Raw genomic sequence first — 17039 nt, 5'->3', positions numbered from 1 at the left:
GGATTATTTGAGCAAAAATATATTTTTTTATGAAAATTACTGCTTTAGTAATGAATATATATCCCCTTATTTAGAATAAGATTTCAGTAGCTTCAGCAGTATCCATGAGGCAAGTATCTCCGTAACCAGAGTTAGATAAGGAACAGTCGGAAGTACCACACTGTCCTATTCTGGAGATGGGTAGTACTGTTGTGGGTGAGACTGTGTTTATTAGTGTTGTGATACCGACTTATAATCGCCAGCCGATTTTAGAAAAATGCCTCCGCGCACTAGAGGCGCAACAACTCAGTGCATCAACTGTAATTAACGAATATGAAATTGTTTTAGTCGATGATGGTTCGACAGATGGCACATTAGATTGGTTAGCAGCACATAAAGAAGAGTTTCCCCATGTACGCTGGTTCGAGCAAGATCATGCAGGCCCGGCGGCCGCACGGAACTTGGGCGTAGAACAGGCGCAAGGAGACATCATTATATTTATAGATAGTGATTTAGTTGTATTAGAAAATTTCTTGCAAGCTCATGCAGATGCGTTGTTGCAAGGCCAAGAGAAATTGGGGAGCGATCGCTTTTTTACATACGGTGCAGTAATTAATACTTGTAATTTCGATAATCCCACGGCTGAACCTTATAAAATCACCGACTTTTCCGCCGCTTTTTTCGCTACCGGTAATGTCGCCATCCCTAAGCATTGGCTAGAACAAGCTGGACTATTTGACACTGGCTTTCAACTCTACGGTTGGGAAGATTTAGAGTTAGGTGTCAGACTCAAAAACCTTGGACTACAACTAATTAAATGTCCGGCGGCTGTCGGCTATCATTGGCATCCACCATTTAATTTAGAACAAGTACCTAACTTAATTGAGAAAGAAATTCAACGGGGACGCATGGGTGTTTTGTTCTACAAAAAACATCCCACCTGGGAAGTGCGGATGATGATCCAAATGACATGGTTACACCGTGTACTTTGGGGGATTCTTTCACTTAATGGTGCATTGAATGAAAAAACAATGGCTCCCCTGTTGCGGTGGTTAATTAAGTCAGGTAAACCCCAGTTAGCTTTGGAAATCGCGCGAATTTTCCTTAACTGGTACAACGTTAAGGGTGTCTATCAAGCTTATTCCCAAATGCAGAAAGTATCCTAAAAAATTAGGTTGACATAAGAGGATAACCTGTGTGTTACCCTAGTATGGCTAACCAAATTCCGCACATCTGGGAATTCGGGTGTTTCCTGCTGAGGAAATACACCCAGGTGGAGGTTTAACCCGAATAGGAGTTATAAAAATATGCCAGTAGTTTCATTGGCTCAGATGATGGAGTCTGGGGTTCACTTTGGGCATCAAACCCGACGTTGGAACCCAAAAATGTCTCCTTACATTTACACCTCTCGCAATGGTGTACACATCATCGACTTGGTGCAGACAGCCCACTTGATGGATGAGGCTTATAACTATATGCGATCGCAAGCCGAACAAGGGAAGAAATTTCTCTTTGTCGGTACAAAGCGGCAAGCAGCAGGGATTATCGCTCAGGAAGCTGCTCGTTGTGGTTCCCACTACATTAACCAGCGTTGGTTGGGTGGAATGCTCACCAACTGGGCAACCATCAAAACCAGAGTAGACCGCCTAAAAGACTTAGAACGTCGGGAAGAAAGCGGCGCTTTAGATTTACTGCCGAAAAAAGAAGCATCCATGCTACGGCGGGAACTGGCGAAACTACAAAAATACTTGGGTGGCATTAAAACAATGCGGAAAGTCCCCGATGTAGTGGTAATTGTAGACCAACGCCGGGAGTACAACGCAGTTCAAGAATGCCAAAAACTCAGCATTCCCATTGTGTCTATGTTGGATACAAACTGTGATCCAGACGTAGTAGATATCCCCATCCCCGCAAATGACGATGCTATCAGATCAATTAAGCTGATAGTGGGTAAATTAGCGGATGCTATTTATGAAGGCCGTCATGGTCAGTTGGATGTAGAAGAAGAGTACGAAGATTACGAAGGCGCTGAGGACGATTACGACTACGATGAAACCGAGTACACTGACTCGGTGATTCCCGACGACGAAGAGGAAGCAGAATAAGCCAAATTGTAGGATGAAAGATGAAGTTTATCTGCTCACGCTTCATATTTCATCCTTCAGGCTTGAGATTTCATCGCTTTTTCTTCCCCAGCCCTGAGTAAGATAGAAATACTCAACACACTTGTATGGTGCTGGGTATGATCCCAAAATAAATGTTGAGAAAATTCAGCAAAAAAATGGTTGGTTTTCCCAGCAAACAACGGGAGTAAAAAGTACGTACTGTTGTTTAAGTACTTTTACTTGGCATACAGCACTATATAACTCAGCACTGTTTCAGTGAGCGATTACAACTCAAGGTCAAGTTAGGAATTGAGGCAACATGGCGGAAATATCTGCAAAACTCGTCCAAGAGCTACGCCAAAAGACTGGTGCTGGCATGATGGACTGCAAAAAAGCGCTGAAAGAAACTGAAGGCGATGTCGAACAAGCCATAGATTGGCTACGTAAAAAAGGTATCGCTTCTGCGGGTAAAAAAAGCGATCGCATTGCGGCAGAAGGTCTAGTAGACACCTACATTCAACCTGGTGGTAAAGTGGGTGTACTGATAGAAGTGAACTGCCAGACAGATTTCGTCGCCCGTAACGATGCTTTTAAAACTCTAGTTAAAAACTTAGCTCAACAAGCAGCAACAGCCGATAGTGTTGAGTCTTTGCTAGCTCAACCATACATTGAAGATGCTAACCTCACTGTAGATGAAGCCATCAAGCAAACTATTGCTAACTTGGGTGAGAACATCCAGGTACGGCGCTTCATCAATTTTGCGCTCACAGATAAGACAGGAGTCGTAGACAGCTACATTCACACCGGCGGTAGAGTTGGTGTGTTAGTTGAACTAAACTCTCAATCTGAAGCTGGTGCTGCTAACGAAGAAGTGCAGAATTTAGCAAGAAACGCAGCTATGCAGGTTGCAGCTTGTCCCAACGTTGAGTATGTCAGCGTCGAGCAAATCCCTGCTGAAGTTGTTCAGAGAGAAAAAGACGTTGAATCTGGTAAAGAAGACATAGCAAATAAACCAGAGAACATTAGAGAAAAAATTGTTCAAGGACGGATTGAAAAACGCCTAAAAGAACTAACTCTAGTTGATCAGCCTTATATTCGTGATCAAAGTATTTCTGTAGAAGACTTGGTGAAACAAGTTAAGGCTAAGGCGGGTGAAGAAGTTGAAGTCAGCCGTTTTGTCCGCTACATACTGGGTGAAGGCATCGAAAAGCAAGAAAGCAACTTTGCTGAAGAAGTCGCCGCCCAAATGGGTGTGAAGTAATTAATTAGTCATTAGTCATCTCTTACAAAGTTCTGTTCGGAGGAAACCTCCGCTCAACGCCACTTGCTTTCCGACGCAGAGCGACAGGAACGCAGTGGCTCGACTTTGCGCTTAGTCATTAGTCATTATTTATGAGTTTTTTGACTGTGGACTGCGGACTTTTGACTCTTATGCAGCAGGTCAAGCAGATAGCCTGGCCTGCATTTTATTAATCAGAGCTATATTAAATTTTCTCGCTAGTTATTTTAAAATAATTGCGTACATTTGTACCATAAATAGGTTCAGGTGGACAAACACAAGATATGGGAAGAGCAATTGAGCGAATTGAGCAGGATATTGCAGCTTTACAAGAAGCGATACAAGCGATCGCCTCAGAACTCCATAGCGCTTATGCTAGTTATCTAGGTGTTTTGGGTCAAGCACTAGGTAAACAGTTAATTCTGGCAAGTTACCATTTGTGTACACAAGGGTATCCCGAAAACTTTTTGAAGTTGTCGTTAAATCAACGCCAGCAATTACAACAAAGCATCCGCAAACTGGGTAAGCAGGCGGCTGAAAGATTACTACTCCAGCTGATGAGTCAGGAAATTAAGGGAGATGGAGAAGATGAGGGAGATGAGGAAGATACAGAAGTAGGAGAAGAGGAGGCGCTAACATCTGCGGCTGAAGTCTCTCAGGTTTATGTATTAGATACTTCTAATCCCGTAGTGCTAGCAAAGTGGCAACAGTATATAGAGGAAGAAACCCAACGGACATTGAGAAAAGTTTCCCATGAAACTAACGTTTTGCTGCAAAAAGCTCAGGTTTTGCCCCAAAAATTACCAGAACCCATTTTAGAAGCGGCTGCGGCTGCATCGGAAGCTTCTGGAGAAATGATGCCAGGGCCACCTAACCTTTTAAACTTGGTGATTGAAATTGAAAATGAGCAAGATGACGAAGAATCCAGCCTAACGCAAATTACAACAGTTAATTTAAGGTTAGGAGAAATAGAATTTGCTGACCCCACCCTTTCCTCTAGTCGCAAGCAAATTCGCCATGTATTAGGAAAGCTCAACCAGCTAGGAAGAGAATACCAGAAAAAACAGCGAGAACGTTCAATTGCGGAAGCTGAAGCCGCATGGCGTTCAAGTTGGTATGAGGATTAGTTAGTTGTCAGTTGTCGGTTGTCAGTTGTTATTAGCATTAGTCTAGGACTTAGGCATGAAAACGAAAGATCAAGGGTTTGGAGAAGGGTATAGGGGTATAGGGGTGTAGGGATATAAATGTTTGAAACCCTTACACCCCTACACCCTTACACCCTTACACCCAGCCTCAACAGAAAATCTGGGTGCGTAAGTCCTATGGTCATAATACTGACTTTGATTGTATTGATTTTGAATTTTGAATTCCCCTTAGGGGTTGACTAATGAGCAATGACCAACCAGATTGGATAAGACTGCATAAAGCCTTAGCCGTAGAAGCAGAACACGGCTTTACAGACTTGCTAGGTAAGCAATACCGCTTTAGTGAATTTCTCGGCTTGACTTTTGGGAAATTCCCGACGGTTTTACCTGCAATTGAACGTCGTCGTTGGCAAGAATTGGCAGAGAAGTTTGCTAACTATCCCAATTTGGTACAGAAAGAAAGACAACATCTCATAGCTGAGACTCGTAGGTATCTTTACCAACTGCAAAAAGAGCAAGAAGAACCTAAGGAGGTGCAAGCAACTAGTTATAAATCAAAAATTCCTAATGCTACCCCAGTTGTAGCGGAGGTGAGTCGGAGGTTAGCTCCAAAAATTGACCAGAAACTCAGTGATTTACCAGAAATAGGCATTCGCAAAGCAGATAAATTAGCGGCTTTGCGTTTGTATACAGTGCGCGACTTGCTTTTTTACTATCCCCGTGACCATATCGACTATGCGCGTCAGGTAAATATCCGCGAGTTGGAAGCGGGTGAGACGGTGACCATAGTAGCCACAGTAAAAAAGTGTAATTGTTTTACTAGCCCCAAGAATCAAAAATTATCGATTTTAGAGTTAATACTTAAAGATAATACAGGTCAAATTAAAATCAGTCGTTTCTCTGCGGGGGCGCGCTTTACCAGTCGCGCTTGGCAGGAAAGTTTAAAGCGCCGTTATCCTGTTGGTAGTGTGTTGGCGGCTTGTGGGTTAGTTAAAGGGACTAAATACGGCTTGACGCTGGATAACCCCGAATTGGAAGTTTTAGCGAACCCTGGAGACACTATCGAGTCTTTGACAATGGGGCGGGTAGTGCCGATTTACAGCCTCACTGAGGGTGTAATGGCTAGTATGGTCAGACAGGCGGTACTGGCGGCTTTACCTGCGGCGGTGCATTTAAAAGACCCATTACCCAAGGGTTTGCGGGAAAAGTATGGTTTGATGGAATTGAAGGATGCGATCGCTAACATCCATTTTCCTGATGAAAGTGCTACCTTGCAAGTTGCCCGTCGTCGCCTCGTTTTTGATGAGTTTTTCTACCTACAACTTGGTTTATTGCAACGTCAGCAGCAAGCGAAGGCAATTCAAACTAGTGCAATTCTGGCTCCTAAAGGTCAGTTAATCGAAAATTTCTACGAAATACTACCATTTCAACTCACAGGCGCACAGCAACGAGTTCTGAACGACATCCTCAACGACTTACAAAAATCCACACCGATGAATCGTTTAGTACAGGGTGATGTGGGTTCAGGTAAAACTGTGGTAGCAGTGGTAGCAATTTTAGCCGCAATTCAATCTGGCTACCAAGCTGCCCTCATGGCTCCTACGGAAGTATTAGCAGAGCAACATTACCGTAAGTTAGTTAGCTGGTTTAACCTGCTGCATTTACCTGTGGAATTACTTACAGGTTCTACCAAAACTGTGAAAAGAAGACAGATACATTCTCAATTAGAAACAGGTGAATTACCTTTGCTGGTGGGAACTCACGCCTTAATTCAAGACCCGGTAAACTTCCAGCGCTTAGGTTTAGTTGTCATTGATGAACAGCATCGTTTTGGTGTGAAACAACGGGCGTTATTGCAGCAAAAAGGCGAACAACCCCATGTATTAACTATGACTGCTACACCCATTCCTCGGACATTGGCGTTAACCATACACGGGGATATGAACGTCAGTCAAATTGATGAGTTACCACCAGGACGACAAAAGATTCAGACCACAATGTTAAGCGGTCAACAACGTCCCCAAGCTTACGACCTCATCCGCCGGGAAATTGCCCAAGGTAGACAAACTTATGTAGTCTTGCCATTGGTAGAAGAATCAGAGAAACTAGATTTGCGATCGGCTGTAGAAGAACACCAAAAGTTACAAGAGAGCGTTTTTCCAGAGTTTCAAGTCGGTTTGCTGCATGGTCGCATGAGTTCGGCGGAAAAAGACGAAGCGATTACCAAATTCCGCGATAATGAAACGCAGATTCTTGTATCTACAACAGTTGTTGAAGTTGGTGTGGACGTACCAAATGCAACAGTGATGCTCATAGAAAATGCGGAAAGATTTGGCTTGTCGCAACTGCATCAATTGCGTGGGCGTGTGGGTCGAGGTGCAGCCCAGTCTTACTGTTTATTAATGAGCAGTTCTAGAAGTCCCGACGCTCAACAACGTCTGAAAGTATTAGAACAGTCCCAAGACGGCTTTTTCATCTCCGAAATGGATATGCGTTTTCGCGGCCCTGGTGAAGTGTTAGGAACAAGGCAATCTGGTGTGCCTGATTTTACCTTAGCAAGTTTAGTAGAAGATGAAGAAGTTTTATTATTAGCAAGGCAAGCCGCCGAGAAAGTAATAGAAATGGATGCAACTTTAGAACGTTGGCCTTTAATGAAAGCAGAGTTGAAATATCGCTATGAACGCTTGATGGGTGGAGCAATTTTAACCTGATAAACTCAGCGCTCACAATAGTAATTGATCCTTACCAATTACTAATTACCAACCCCCACAGATATTATTCACTCTCCATCATTATTTCGATTATTCCCCCACAATAAAAACCCAAAATTTCTACCAGAACGACGGTAACGCCGAACGGGTCTTCTTGTTTGTCGCTTGGTGATTCTGTCGCTCGACTCTTCACTCACAACTTCTTGTGAAGCATTAACAGGTAATTGAGTTTTCGTTTCTTCTTTGCTTCGCCACCAAGCAATAATCCAGCCTCCCCCAACAGCACCTATTCCACCCAGTAAAATACTCATGGGTGCAGGATACCCTAATAATCCAAACCCTAGCAAGAAAAATAACCAGTATTTCAATCCAGCATCAATACCATCCGAAGAAGCGACAACAGGCGCTTGAGGACTACTTTTAGTAGAATTGGTAAACCAGCCTAAGGCGAAACCACCAATAATTCCCAGAAAAATACTTAAAGATGGTGGCGAACCTGTTGTGATTAAAATAAATATTAAAAATGCCCCAAATATTAACTGCGACAGGAATTCGGGAGTGAAATTGAATAGGTTGTTATTGTTAGCCATAAATGAACTAGGGGTGTGGGGGTGTGGGGGGATAGGGGTGTAGGGGTAAGTTTTTTAACCTACACTTGTTTCCCCGTAAATAAGCTTGCGGTAAATTACCGATTACCAATTACGTGTGGTGGTTGAGTTGTGTCCCAAGTTTGCACGTAAGGTTTTTCTGGGTCGGTAAAGGGTTCAGTTTGTTGGAGTTGGGAAGATAACAAATCAACTGTAGCATCGGCAATATCGCCTGTACGCTTAATTAGGCGTTCTTGTATAACTTCTATGGGTGCTGTGCAGTGAATAATCTGGAGGGGGAGGTGATGCTTTTCGGCTTGAGCGATCGCCTCTGCTCGTAAATTCTGTTTATCATATTTAGCATCCAAAATTACTGTGTAGCCTTGATTAGCTAGTATAGTCCCCAAGTTTAATAACCTTGCATAGGTTTTCTGTGTCATTTCGGGTGTATACAAGTCATCACCACCACGTTCCCACAGAGAAATTCCCCCCAAGTGTTTGCGGACTGCATCTGAGCGAATATGAATTGCATCTAGTTGACGGGCTAAATATTTTGCAGTCGTACTCTTCCCAGAACCAGATAACCCGGACATTAAGATAAGTTTTCCTTGTTTGGGTTTGGTATATTCCCACGCCAGTTTGTAATATGTAGATGCTGTTTTCGTCGCTTCTTCTTTCACCGTTGCGGGGACGCTGGGGTCATCTAGCAAAAACGAAGTTACTTTAGCTCGCACATAAGATTGACGATTTAAGTATATGGGTAGCACTTCTAACCCTTCCCAGTCGCCAGTCTGCTCTAGATAGGTATTCAAATATGCGTTACTCAGGTCTGGACGTTGCTGTGCGTCTAAATCCATCACCGCATAGGCAACATCGAACATCACATCAACGAAGCGGAAAGGCTCGTTAAATTCAATGCAATCAAACAAGAAAATTTTATCTTGCCATAGGCAAATATTTCTTAGGTGTAAGTCTCCATGACATTCCCGAATATAGTTATTTTGGATTCGGCGCTGAAATAATTCTTGTTTATCTACGAAAAAACCCTCGGTGTAGGCTTTAGTTTCATCAAATTGCAATTGTGTCTGAGGCCCACCGATATATTTCTCAGTTTGCTGATAATTCTCATCAAATGCAGCCTGCACTTGAGGAACTTCCCCAAAACTGCGAATATAATCATTCGTCTCAGTTTTAGCATGGTATTGAGCCACGACCTTTCCTAATTCTTCGAGGTGTGACTCAGTTAGCTTACCTTGGGCAAAAAGTTCGCTGAATAAACCCTCCTGGGGAAACTGGCGCATTTTCAGCACATACTCCACAGCCTCACCTGTTCCCCCTAGAGTATATTGCTCACCTACCAAACTGATTGGTAAGACTTCTAAATATAGTTCAGATGCTCCTCGTTGATTCAGACGCAGTTCTTCCTGACAAAAATGTTGTCGCTTTTCTAAAGTGGAGAAATCCAAAAAGCCAAAATTTACCGGTTTTTTTAGTTTATAGGCGTACTCTCCTGTGAGTAACACAGAAGAAACATGAGTCTGAATTAGTTGAATAGGTTCTGTTACTTCATGAGGATAAAATCCTGGTTGTAACATCTGCTGAATTAAGGGTGGGAGAGTCGCTTCTGTCATAGAAATTTTAAATTCACCTGAGTTCAGGATATGCTGAAACCTTGATTATGGTACTTTTTTTAGGAGAGTAAAAGCATCAACGTCGAACCCACAAGCATTTGATGAAGATTTTATTTAAAAACTTCCACAAAAGGCGATCGCTTATTGTAAATGTCTGTGGAAGAACTGTGTCAGCTCATTCCATGAGTCTTCGGCTGCTGAACGGTTATAGGAAGAACGCTCATGGCAGAAAAAACCATGATCAGCATGAGGATAAACCTTCAATGTGTATTCCTTACTAAGTTCTTGGAACCGCGTCTCAATTTGCTGAACCCGTTCCAGTGGAATAAATGGATCGATACCACCGTAAAATAAGTATATGGGTACTGAGATGTTTGTTATCGCTTCTATCCAATCATCCAGAACCATTCCGTAGAAGGAAGCTACCGCCGCAATTTCGTTTGAAAATTTGCAAGCGCTGAGAAAAGACAGACCACCACCCAAGCAAAACCCAGTCACGCCAATCTTTTCTGGGAATACATAAGGCTGTAACTTGAGATAAGCGATCGCTGCTCTAATATCCTCCTCAATTGGTTTACCGAAGTCAAGGCGGTACATCATCGCCATAGCTTGCTCAACTTCTTCATATCCAAACTTGTTGTTTGTCAATTCACGATAGTACAAATCTGGAGTAAGAACTACGTAGCCTTCGTTAGCAATTCGAGCTGCTACATCCTGAATGTGAGAAGTTAAGCCAAATGCTTCCATTAAAAGAATTACGGCTGGCTTTTGTCCATGTTCACAAGGCTGATACAAGAACGCAGGCATTTGTCCATCAGGCGTAGAAATTTCCACCTCTGTTTTTTCAATTTGCACTTTATTGCTCCTGCCTATTTGATTTACTAACATTTTCACTTAACGATTAAAATCGCGATTTGGTGCAAGATGTCAGTTTAAGTACTATCGTAAGATACGGGATTGAGACTTAATCTGTCTAAAAAAGTTGAGAAAGGCAAACAACAAAAAACCAGGGTTTTAACCCTGGCTTATCAGCAATTATCACAAACTTTAAATGGCAAGTAAGACAAATTTTGCACTTGCTTTAGCCTTTGGCAGTGGCAAGGAAGCTGATGTGATACGGTGTACCTTTAGCTGGATGTATCTGAACTTCTTGAAGAACGGTTTTACCAGTCCATTCCAGTTCAGGAATATTGAGTTCGATCTCTGTTTTTTTAACAGCAGCTGCTTTGAGTAATCTTTCAACTACTTTGGCATCAACTACCAAAGAAATTGATTCTCTACCGTTGTGTCCGTACAAATTAGCGGGGATAAATCCAGAGCGGCGCAAAGCTTTAGGCTTGCTGCCTTCTGGACGTTTTTTAGTTTCGACTGTCAGAGCCATATTAGTTTAGTTGTCGGTTGTTGTTAGTCAATAGTCAATAGTCAATAGTCAATAGTCAATAGTCAATCTGGACTGTAGACTTCTGACTAAGCACTCAATAAGGAAGCAGGTGTACCATCGGGGTGCAGTAAGGCACGTTTTGGCCCGTGGATGGGGTCTTCAACGATGATAGTTTGGTCGCGGCTTGCGCCTAAAGAAACGATCGCAATTGGGACTTCCATCAATTCTGCGAGGAATTTTAGATAGTCCAGTGCTTGTTGGGGTAAGTCTTCCAGGGTGCGACATTCGCTTGTTGGCACTTGCCAGCCTGGGAGGGTTTTGTAAATGGGACGACACCGGGCAAACTGACGAGCGCTAGTTGGGAAATGGTCGCAGCGATCGCCGTCTATTTCATAGGCTATACAAACTTGAATTTCCTCTAACTCGTCAAGGACATCCAGTTTGGTGATAGCCATACAATCCATGCCGTTAATTCGCACAGCATAGCGACCGATAACCGCGTCAAACCAACCACAGCGACGCTTACGTCCGGTAGTTGTGCCAAATTCTGCCCCGCGATCGCACAATAATTCCCCTAACTCCCCATCCAGTTCAGTGGGGAATGGGCCTTCTCCGACTCGCGTTGTGTAGGCTTTGGAAACCCCAATTACCCGATCTATCATTGTCGGGCCTAGACCTGTACCTACGCAAGCCCCCCCAGCTACGGGGTTGGAAGAAGTGACATAGGGATAAGTCCCATGATCCAAGTCTAAGAGCGTACCTTGTGCGCCTTCAAACAATATGTTACGCCGCCGTTGAATGGCATCATATATCTTTAAAGATGTATCAACAACGTGAGGTCTCAAACGTTCTGCATACCCTAAATATTCTTTGACTACCTCTTCTGTATCTAGAGGTGGCAGGTTATACAGCTTTTCTAAAATGAGGTTCTTATTATTTATTGTCCATGCCAACTGGTCGCGGAGGGCCGCCGGGTCCATCAAGTCTAATACCCTGATACCTGTGCGCTCGGATTTATCAGCGTAGGTAGGGCCAATCCCTCGACCAGTGGTTCCAATTTTATGGCTTCCGCGTCGCTCTTCTGATGCCTTGTCAATTAGCCGATGATAGGGCATGGTGACATGGGCTGTTTCAGAGATGAGCAGATTTTTAGTAGAAATATTTAAACTTTCTAATTGGTCGAGTTCTTTTATCAAAACTTGTGGATCGATGACCGTCCCACAGCCGATCATACATTCCGTATCGGGGTACAAAATACCAGAGGGAATCAAATGCAGTTTAAAGGTCTGACCTTTGACTACAATTGTGTGTCCAGCATTGACACCCCCTTGATAGCGTACTACCACATCTGCGGAGCGGCTGAGTAAGTCAGTTATTTTACCTTTTCCTTCATCGCCCCATTGAGCGCCTATTACAATGACGTTAGCCAAGTGTTTATTTTATTGAGGTAAAGTTTCCACAAAGAATCATTATCAACATAATCTGCGACAAATGTCAATAGTTTTTAGTGATTTTTTCTGCTGCACTAGGTCACAATGACTGGAAAGCTCATACCAATTCTCTATGAAGTTGCGCCAAATAAGTAGAGACGTTGCACGCAACGTCTCTACAGTAAAGAATAAAGTGCATCTATGGCTACGCCAGGCAAGCTACATCAAGAAACGGTATGACCCCAATTACGACAAATCACAGACCAAGTCTGCCTATTTAGGCTGAGTTTATCGCGTAGATCGCCCATTTTGAAGAGAAGAGAGCGATCGCTTATATAGATTTATGACTTACGCATGAAAACGAAAGATCAAGGGTTTGGCGAAGGGTATAGGGATATAAATCAATTCAAAATTCAAAATTCAAAATCGATATTTAAAATTCTTACACCCGGTCTCAACAGAAAATCTGGATGCGTAAATCCTAATTTAATATGAATTTTATAGTCAGGAAAGTAGGAATGACAAATTGAATTTTCCCTACTTTCCAGCCACTCAATTAAAGACTTGATGTTTTCCCTGTTTGTGCTTGTGTTTCAATTGGTTTGACATCTGTGTGTCCCATCTCTCCAGCAATAGTCCGAAAGATAGACATTTGTGCTTCAAAATCTAAGTCTTCAACTTGCGAAAGTAAATCATTTATAGCTTCTGTGGGCTGATAATTATCTGGCATTCCCACCACTGTATCGCCCATAGCTACAGCCCATACATACCAAATTAATAATTGATTATTTTCTTTTAATGCTCCATAAGCACGAGAATATTCTGTATCTTCACGATTAACTATTTGCCGCATAATATTGAGTTGCTCTTCGTCTGATAACTGAAAGTAGTTACCTAATAAAAGGGGAGCTAATTCTGGTTCGGCGGCTGCGGGTGCGGCGGGAGTGATAGAATCACCCATTTTTTTATAAACATAGTAAAACCAAGCTAACTTAGCATCGGTATCTAATTTATTAAAAGCTTCTACTAAACTACGGGTTTCATTACTGAGAGCTTGAGAAACATTTTTTTCGTAACTAGCAGTCATAATTTATATTTCCAAGTGGTTTTTAAGTTCTCCAAGTAATAATTAGCAACATTCTGTTTGTTTTATCTACTTTCCAGAGAAATAATTATATTTGCTACATCTAAGTATTTATATCTATCTTTTAATAGAGGTAATAATCTTTCTAGAGGGAGCTAAGAACTAGCCCATCACTTTGTTACCATCGCTACAACGATTTAAAAACAATTGAAGGTATTAGCGATGTCTGAAGAAATAAAACCTAATCTTATTGAAGCTCCTACCCACGACGCACAATTAGCTGCTGAAAATATAGCTAGTGGCGAAGAAAAAGCACCGAAAGTTGATTTTGATGCTGATTACGCAGCTGCACAACAGTTTAGTATTAGTGATGTTGATCGCACTGGTGAAGGCGCTGCGGCGGCCGAAGCGGCTACTGCACCTCAGCAAGAAATCCCTGTACCTGAAGAAACCAGAACCGAAGCTCAATCTACTAGCAATCCTGACGATTATGTAGAGTTAGCAAAAGAAATAGGCGCGTCTAGAGAAGATGCAGTCACTAGCGTTAGCGATGATTTAGTAAAACAAGCTTTAGAAAAAGGTCAAGCTAAGAAATAGTAATTGCAGTGCTGTTAAAACCCTTATTTTCATTTGAGGTTTAGTAGGGTGCGTCAGTATGAATAATTTCTGAGGATAGTTAGGTTCTATGGTACTGACGCACCCTACATTTCGGATATTTTTCTATTTGTAATCCCAAATTAATATGAGGCTGCATCAAATAAATGATGTAGAGAATAAAGCGCATCTTCATCAAGAAACTGTACAATTACCTAATAATTAAAATTAAGAAGCTAATTTTTAGGAAATATTGCTAAATCAGTATCAGGGTCAAAAAAGTGAATTTTATCCAGTGTTAGTGATAACCAGATTTGCTCTCCCACATTGATGATTCGGTCTGATGGAACTCGTACTTGCAAAGGTTTAATTGTATGAGCAAATCGAGATTCAGCCTCAGTTAGTACCACATTAATAAAAGAATCATTACCTAAGTTTTCTACTAAATCTACTTGTACTGGCAAATTTTTAGTCGCGGGTACACTCACAGTTAAATGTTCTGGACGAATGCCTAAAATGAGGGTTTGCCCATCATATTTTTGCAACGCACTTGCCCATATCTCTGGAAGGGTGAGACGGAACTGGGAATGGGTAATTAACAATGGTGCGTGGAACTCTACGGGAATAAAATTCATGGGTGGTGTACCAATGAATTCAGCTACAAAGCGATTGGCCGGATGATTGTAGAGTTCTAGGGGAGAAGCTACTTGTTGAATTTGGCCTTGATTCATGATGGCGATACGATCGCCCATTGTCATGGCTTCTGTTTGGTCGTGGGTAACGTAAATGGTTGTTGTGCCTAGCTGGCGTTGCAATTTGACGATTTGAGCGCGGGTTTCTGCCCTTAACTTGGCATCTAGGTTAGAAAGCGGCTCATCCATTAAGAATACCTGAGGATTACGGGCGATCGCTCTTCCTAAAGCTACCCGTTGTCTTTGTCCTCCAGATAATTGTTTGGGTAAGCGATTTAGCAAGGTTTCCATTTGTAACAAATGCGCTACAGACCGTACTTGCTCGTCTACTTCTCGTTCTTGATCCGAAATGTAACGCAGTCCTTTGGGAAGCTTTCTTGTCGCACCTACTAGTAGATTTTCCGCCCAGGTGGGGAATTGGGACTGGGAACTGGGGTGAGAATTGTCTCTGTGTTGTTCAGAACTAGAACGACGACGCAAACCAAAGGCGATGTTGTCATATACCGTCATGTGGGGATAGAGGGCGTAATTTTGAAACACCATTGCAATATCCCGTTCCTTGGGTGGTAAATCATTAACCAAGCGATCGCCTACCCAAATATTGCCGCCTGTCATCACTTCTAACCCCGCAATTAACCGTAGCAGGGTACTTTTACCGCAACCAGAAGGCCCCACCAACACCATAAATTCCCCATCAGGAATAGTCAGGTTAATCCGTCGCAAAACATTGACGGTTCCTGCTGGTTCTGCGTCAGTTTTCTTCGCGGATGGAGTTTGCGAACTCACATTTTCCCCTCTGCGGGGAGGGAAACTTTTGTAAACGTTTTCTAAAACAACTTGCGCCACAGTATTGTTACTAGTCATTGGTCATTAGTCATTGGTCATTAGTCAAGAAAGCTCTGAACTTGGAACTATTGACTATGGACTAATCACTAAATGGACATTTTAGCGTCCATGATACACATTCTCTATCGCTACGAAAAATTAAAAAAAGTACTCGCACCACCCAAAGCACACTAACCTTGATTTTAGGGCTGTCTGGAGGTGTTGTGATGACTACCGATTTGCTGACTAATCCTGCCCATGAAATTGTAGACGTAAAAAATACAGATTGTTGCATTGTTGGGGGTGGCCCGGCTGGTGCAGTCTTAGCTTTATTATTGGCGCGTCAAGGTGTTTCTGTCATATTGCTGGAAGCCCATAAAGACTTTGATCGGGATTTTCGTGGAGATACAATTCACCCATCGGTGATGGAAATTATGGAGGAATTGGGATTAAGCGATCGCTTGCTACAATTACCCCATGCCAAAATGCGGCAAATTCGGCTAAAAACAACTGAAAATACCTTCACTTTGGCTGATTTTAGTCGCCTAAAAACCCGCTATCCCTACATTACAATGTTGCCTCAGGTGAAATTTCTAGAGTTTATTACCCAAGAAGCGCAAAAATATCCAAGCTTTCAGTTAGTCATGGGTGCGAATGTGCAGGAATTAGTTGAGGAAAACGGAGTAATTCAAGGTGTACGTTATCGAAGCGGCGGTGGTTGGCACGAAATTCGGGCAATATTGACCGTAGGTGCAGATGGTCGTCACTCACGGTTACGACAATTGGGTGATTTTGCCGCAACAGAAACCTCACCGCCAATGGATATTCTCTGGTTCCGCCTACCGCGTCAACCGGAAGATGGTGAGGGCGGAATGGGGCGTTTTGCCCCTGGTCATATCATCGCTATGCTTGATCGTGGTAATGAATGGCAAATGGCTTATGTGATTCCTAAGGGAGGCTATCAGCAGTTACGGTCTCAAGGTTTAGAAGCGCTGAAAAAATCTGTTGTGGAAGTTGTCCCAGAATTAGCAAATCGTATCCACAATTTACACGACTGGTCACAGGTAGCATTTCTCTGCGTCGAATCAAACCTTGTGCAGCGCTGGTATCGTCCAGGGTTGCTACTGATTGGTGATGCAGCCCATATCATGTCACCTGTTGGTGGGGTGGGTATTAATTATGCCATTCAAGATGCGGTGGTAGCTGCTAATGTCCTGACAAAACCACTGCAAAACCACCATGTAGAACTTAGGGACTTAGCCAAAGTCCAGCGTCTACGGGAATTGCCTACACGAATCATTCAAGCATTTCAAACCTTCATTCAAAAGCGAGTATTTGCTCCTGTACTAGCCGACAATCTGACTTTTCAGCCCCCGGTGCTGTTGCGCTTGCCAATATTGCGCGATCTACCAGCCAGATTAATTGCCTTGGGCGTTTTTCCTGTTCATGTGAAATGAAGGTTTCCTTTGGGGAAAAAGCACAAGCAAACTAAACTATTTTCTCTGACATCGCAGAATTTATGGGTTGGATTTTAAGCCAGAAATCTCCCAATTCTTTTGGCTGTATGTTGCTGTATATTATAGTGGAAATTTAGGG

14 protein-coding genes and 1 pseudogene are annotated in these 17039 nt (G+C 42.7%); 7 read left to right on the top strand and 8 right to left on the bottom strand.

The genetic code is table 11. The features are described from left to right. Positions 1-176 precede the first annotated feature (176 nt). The 5 genes from ACM5QX_RS01875 (at position 177) to recG (ending at position 7219) form a co-directional block, all read left to right on the top strand. Positions 177-1145 (top strand): glycosyltransferase family 2 protein, encoded by a 969-nt coding sequence (locus tag ACM5QX_RS01875; RefSeq protein ID WP_414752129.1) that lies wholly within the window; start codon positions 177-179, stop codon positions 1143-1145. Positions 1146-1286: 141 nt separating this feature from the next. Then, a complete protein-coding gene (rpsB, locus tag ACM5QX_RS01870; protein WP_414752128.1) occupies positions 1287-2084 on the top strand; it encodes a 30S ribosomal protein S2 in 798 nt (265 codons plus the stop codon). A gap of 319 nt (positions 2085-2403) precedes the next feature. Next, positions 2404-3345, top strand: a complete 942-nt coding sequence (gene tsf, locus ACM5QX_RS01865; protein WP_414752127.1) for a translation elongation factor Ts — start codon at positions 2404-2406, stop codon at positions 3343-3345. 302 nt (positions 3346-3647) lie between these two features. Further along, complete coding sequence (locus ACM5QX_RS01860) at positions 3648-4490, top strand: hypothetical protein (protein ID WP_414752126.1); 843 nt, start codon at positions 3648-3650, stop codon at positions 4488-4490. A 260-nt stretch (positions 4491-4750) separates the two neighbouring features. Beyond that, positions 4751-7219, top strand: coding sequence for an ATP-dependent DNA helicase RecG (gene recG, locus ACM5QX_RS01855; RefSeq protein ID WP_414752125.1), 2469 nt, complete (start codon positions 4751-4753; stop codon positions 7217-7219). A gap of 68 nt (positions 7220-7287) precedes the next feature. Here recG and ACM5QX_RS01850 read toward each other — a convergent pair whose 3' ends face one another. From ACM5QX_RS01850 to ACM5QX_RS01825, 6 genes are all read right to left on the bottom strand, one after another. After that, positions 7288-7809 carry a hypothetical protein gene (locus ACM5QX_RS01850; RefSeq protein ID WP_414752124.1) on the bottom strand — a complete coding sequence of 174 codons (522 nt, stop codon included), beginning with the start codon at positions 7807-7809 and terminating at the stop codon, positions 7288-7290. Between the two features lie 95 nt (positions 7810-7904). Then, on the bottom strand, positions 7905-9437 hold the full coding sequence (locus tag ACM5QX_RS01845) for an AAA family ATPase (protein WP_414752123.1): 1533 nt from the start codon (positions 9435-9437) through the stop codon (positions 7905-7907). A 141-nt stretch (positions 9438-9578) separates the two neighbouring features. Next, positions 9579-10292: a dienelactone hydrolase family protein gene (locus ACM5QX_RS01840; RefSeq protein WP_414752122.1), complete on the bottom strand. Its 714-nt coding sequence runs from the start codon at positions 10290-10292 to the stop codon at positions 9579-9581. A gap of 226 nt (positions 10293-10518) precedes the next feature. Continuing rightward, positions 10519-10818, bottom strand: a complete 300-nt coding sequence (gene rplY / locus ACM5QX_RS01835) for a 50S ribosomal protein L25 (protein ID WP_011318846.1) — start codon at positions 10816-10818, stop codon at positions 10519-10521. Between the two features lie 86 nt (positions 10819-10904). After that, on the bottom strand, positions 10905-12248 hold the full coding sequence (locus ACM5QX_RS01830; RefSeq protein WP_011318845.1) for an adenylosuccinate synthase: 1344 nt from the start codon (positions 12246-12248) through the stop codon (positions 10905-10907). A 556-nt stretch (positions 12249-12804) separates the two neighbouring features. Continuing rightward, positions 12805-13335: an orange carotenoid protein N-terminal domain-containing protein gene (locus ACM5QX_RS01825; protein ID WP_190566163.1), complete on the bottom strand. Its 531-nt coding sequence runs from the start codon at positions 13333-13335 to the stop codon at positions 12805-12807. Positions 13336-13554: 219 nt separating this feature from the next. Between ACM5QX_RS01825 and ACM5QX_RS01820 the strand changes: the two genes are divergently transcribed. Then, on the top strand, positions 13555-13929 hold the full coding sequence (locus tag ACM5QX_RS01820) for a hypothetical protein (RefSeq protein ID WP_414752121.1): 375 nt from the start codon (positions 13555-13557) through the stop codon (positions 13927-13929). A 233-nt stretch (positions 13930-14162) separates the two neighbouring features. On the opposite strand, the gene ACM5QX_RS01815 is transcribed toward ACM5QX_RS01820, so the two are convergent. Together ACM5QX_RS01815 and ACM5QX_RS01810 are read right to left on the bottom strand one after the other, a co-directional pair. Then, complete coding sequence (locus ACM5QX_RS01815) at positions 14163-14561, bottom strand: TOBE domain-containing protein (protein ID WP_390817099.1); 399 nt, start codon at positions 14559-14561, stop codon at positions 14163-14165. Between the two features lie 243 nt (positions 14562-14804). After that, a pseudogene (locus ACM5QX_RS01810) lies at positions 14805-15482 on the bottom strand (ABC transporter ATP-binding protein); the annotation flags it as partial. A gap of 188 nt (positions 15483-15670) precedes the next feature. Here ACM5QX_RS01810 and ACM5QX_RS01805 point away from each other — a divergent pair. Further along, a complete protein-coding gene (locus ACM5QX_RS01805; RefSeq protein ID WP_414752120.1) occupies positions 15671-16900 on the top strand; it encodes an FAD-dependent oxidoreductase in 1230 nt (409 codons plus the stop codon). Positions 16901-17039: the final 139 nt, after the last annotated feature.

This window comes from Anabaena sp. CCY 9910, assembly GCF_963920875.1.
Taxonomy (GTDB): domain Bacteria; phylum Cyanobacteriota; class Cyanobacteriia; order Cyanobacteriales; family Nostocaceae; genus Trichormus; species Trichormus variabilis.
The sequence above is the reverse complement of the archived record's forward strand: the minus strand, read 5'-3'. Positions and strand labels throughout refer to the sequence as shown.

Coding starts and splice junctions, on each gene's coding strand:
- ACM5QX_RS01815 (WP_390817099.1), bottom strand. CDS start 14,561: ATGAATTTTATTCCCGTAGAGTTCCACGCACCATTGTTAATTACCCAT.
- ACM5QX_RS01875 (WP_414752129.1), top strand. CDS start 177: ATGGGTAGTACTGTTGTGGGTGAGACTGTGTTTATTAGTGTTGTGATA.
- rpsB (WP_414752128.1), top strand. CDS start 1,287: ATGCCAGTAGTTTCATTGGCTCAGATGATGGAGTCTGGGGTTCACTTT.
- ACM5QX_RS01850 (WP_414752124.1), bottom strand. CDS start 7,809: ATGGCTAACAATAACAACCTATTCAATTTCACTCCCGAATTCCTGTCG.
- ACM5QX_RS01805 (WP_414752120.1), top strand. CDS start 15,671: ATGACTACCGATTTGCTGACTAATCCTGCCCATGAAATTGTAGACGTA.
- rplY (WP_011318846.1), bottom strand. CDS start 10,818: ATGGCTCTGACAGTCGAAACTAAAAAACGTCCAGAAGGCAGCAAGCCT.
- ACM5QX_RS01845 (WP_414752123.1), bottom strand. CDS start 9,437: ATGACAGAAGCGACTCTCCCACCCTTAATTCAGCAGATGTTACAACCA.
- ACM5QX_RS01820 (WP_414752121.1), top strand. CDS start 13,555: ATGTCTGAAGAAATAAAACCTAATCTTATTGAAGCTCCTACCCACGAC.
- recG (WP_414752125.1), top strand. CDS start 4,751: ATGAGCAATGACCAACCAGATTGGATAAGACTGCATAAAGCCTTAGCC.
- ACM5QX_RS01825 (WP_190566163.1), bottom strand. CDS start 13,335: ATGACTGCTAGTTACGAAAAAAATGTTTCTCAAGCTCTCAGTAATGAA.
- tsf (WP_414752127.1), top strand. CDS start 2,404: ATGGCGGAAATATCTGCAAAACTCGTCCAAGAGCTACGCCAAAAGACT.
- ACM5QX_RS01860 (WP_414752126.1), top strand. CDS start 3,648: ATGGGAAGAGCAATTGAGCGAATTGAGCAGGATATTGCAGCTTTACAA.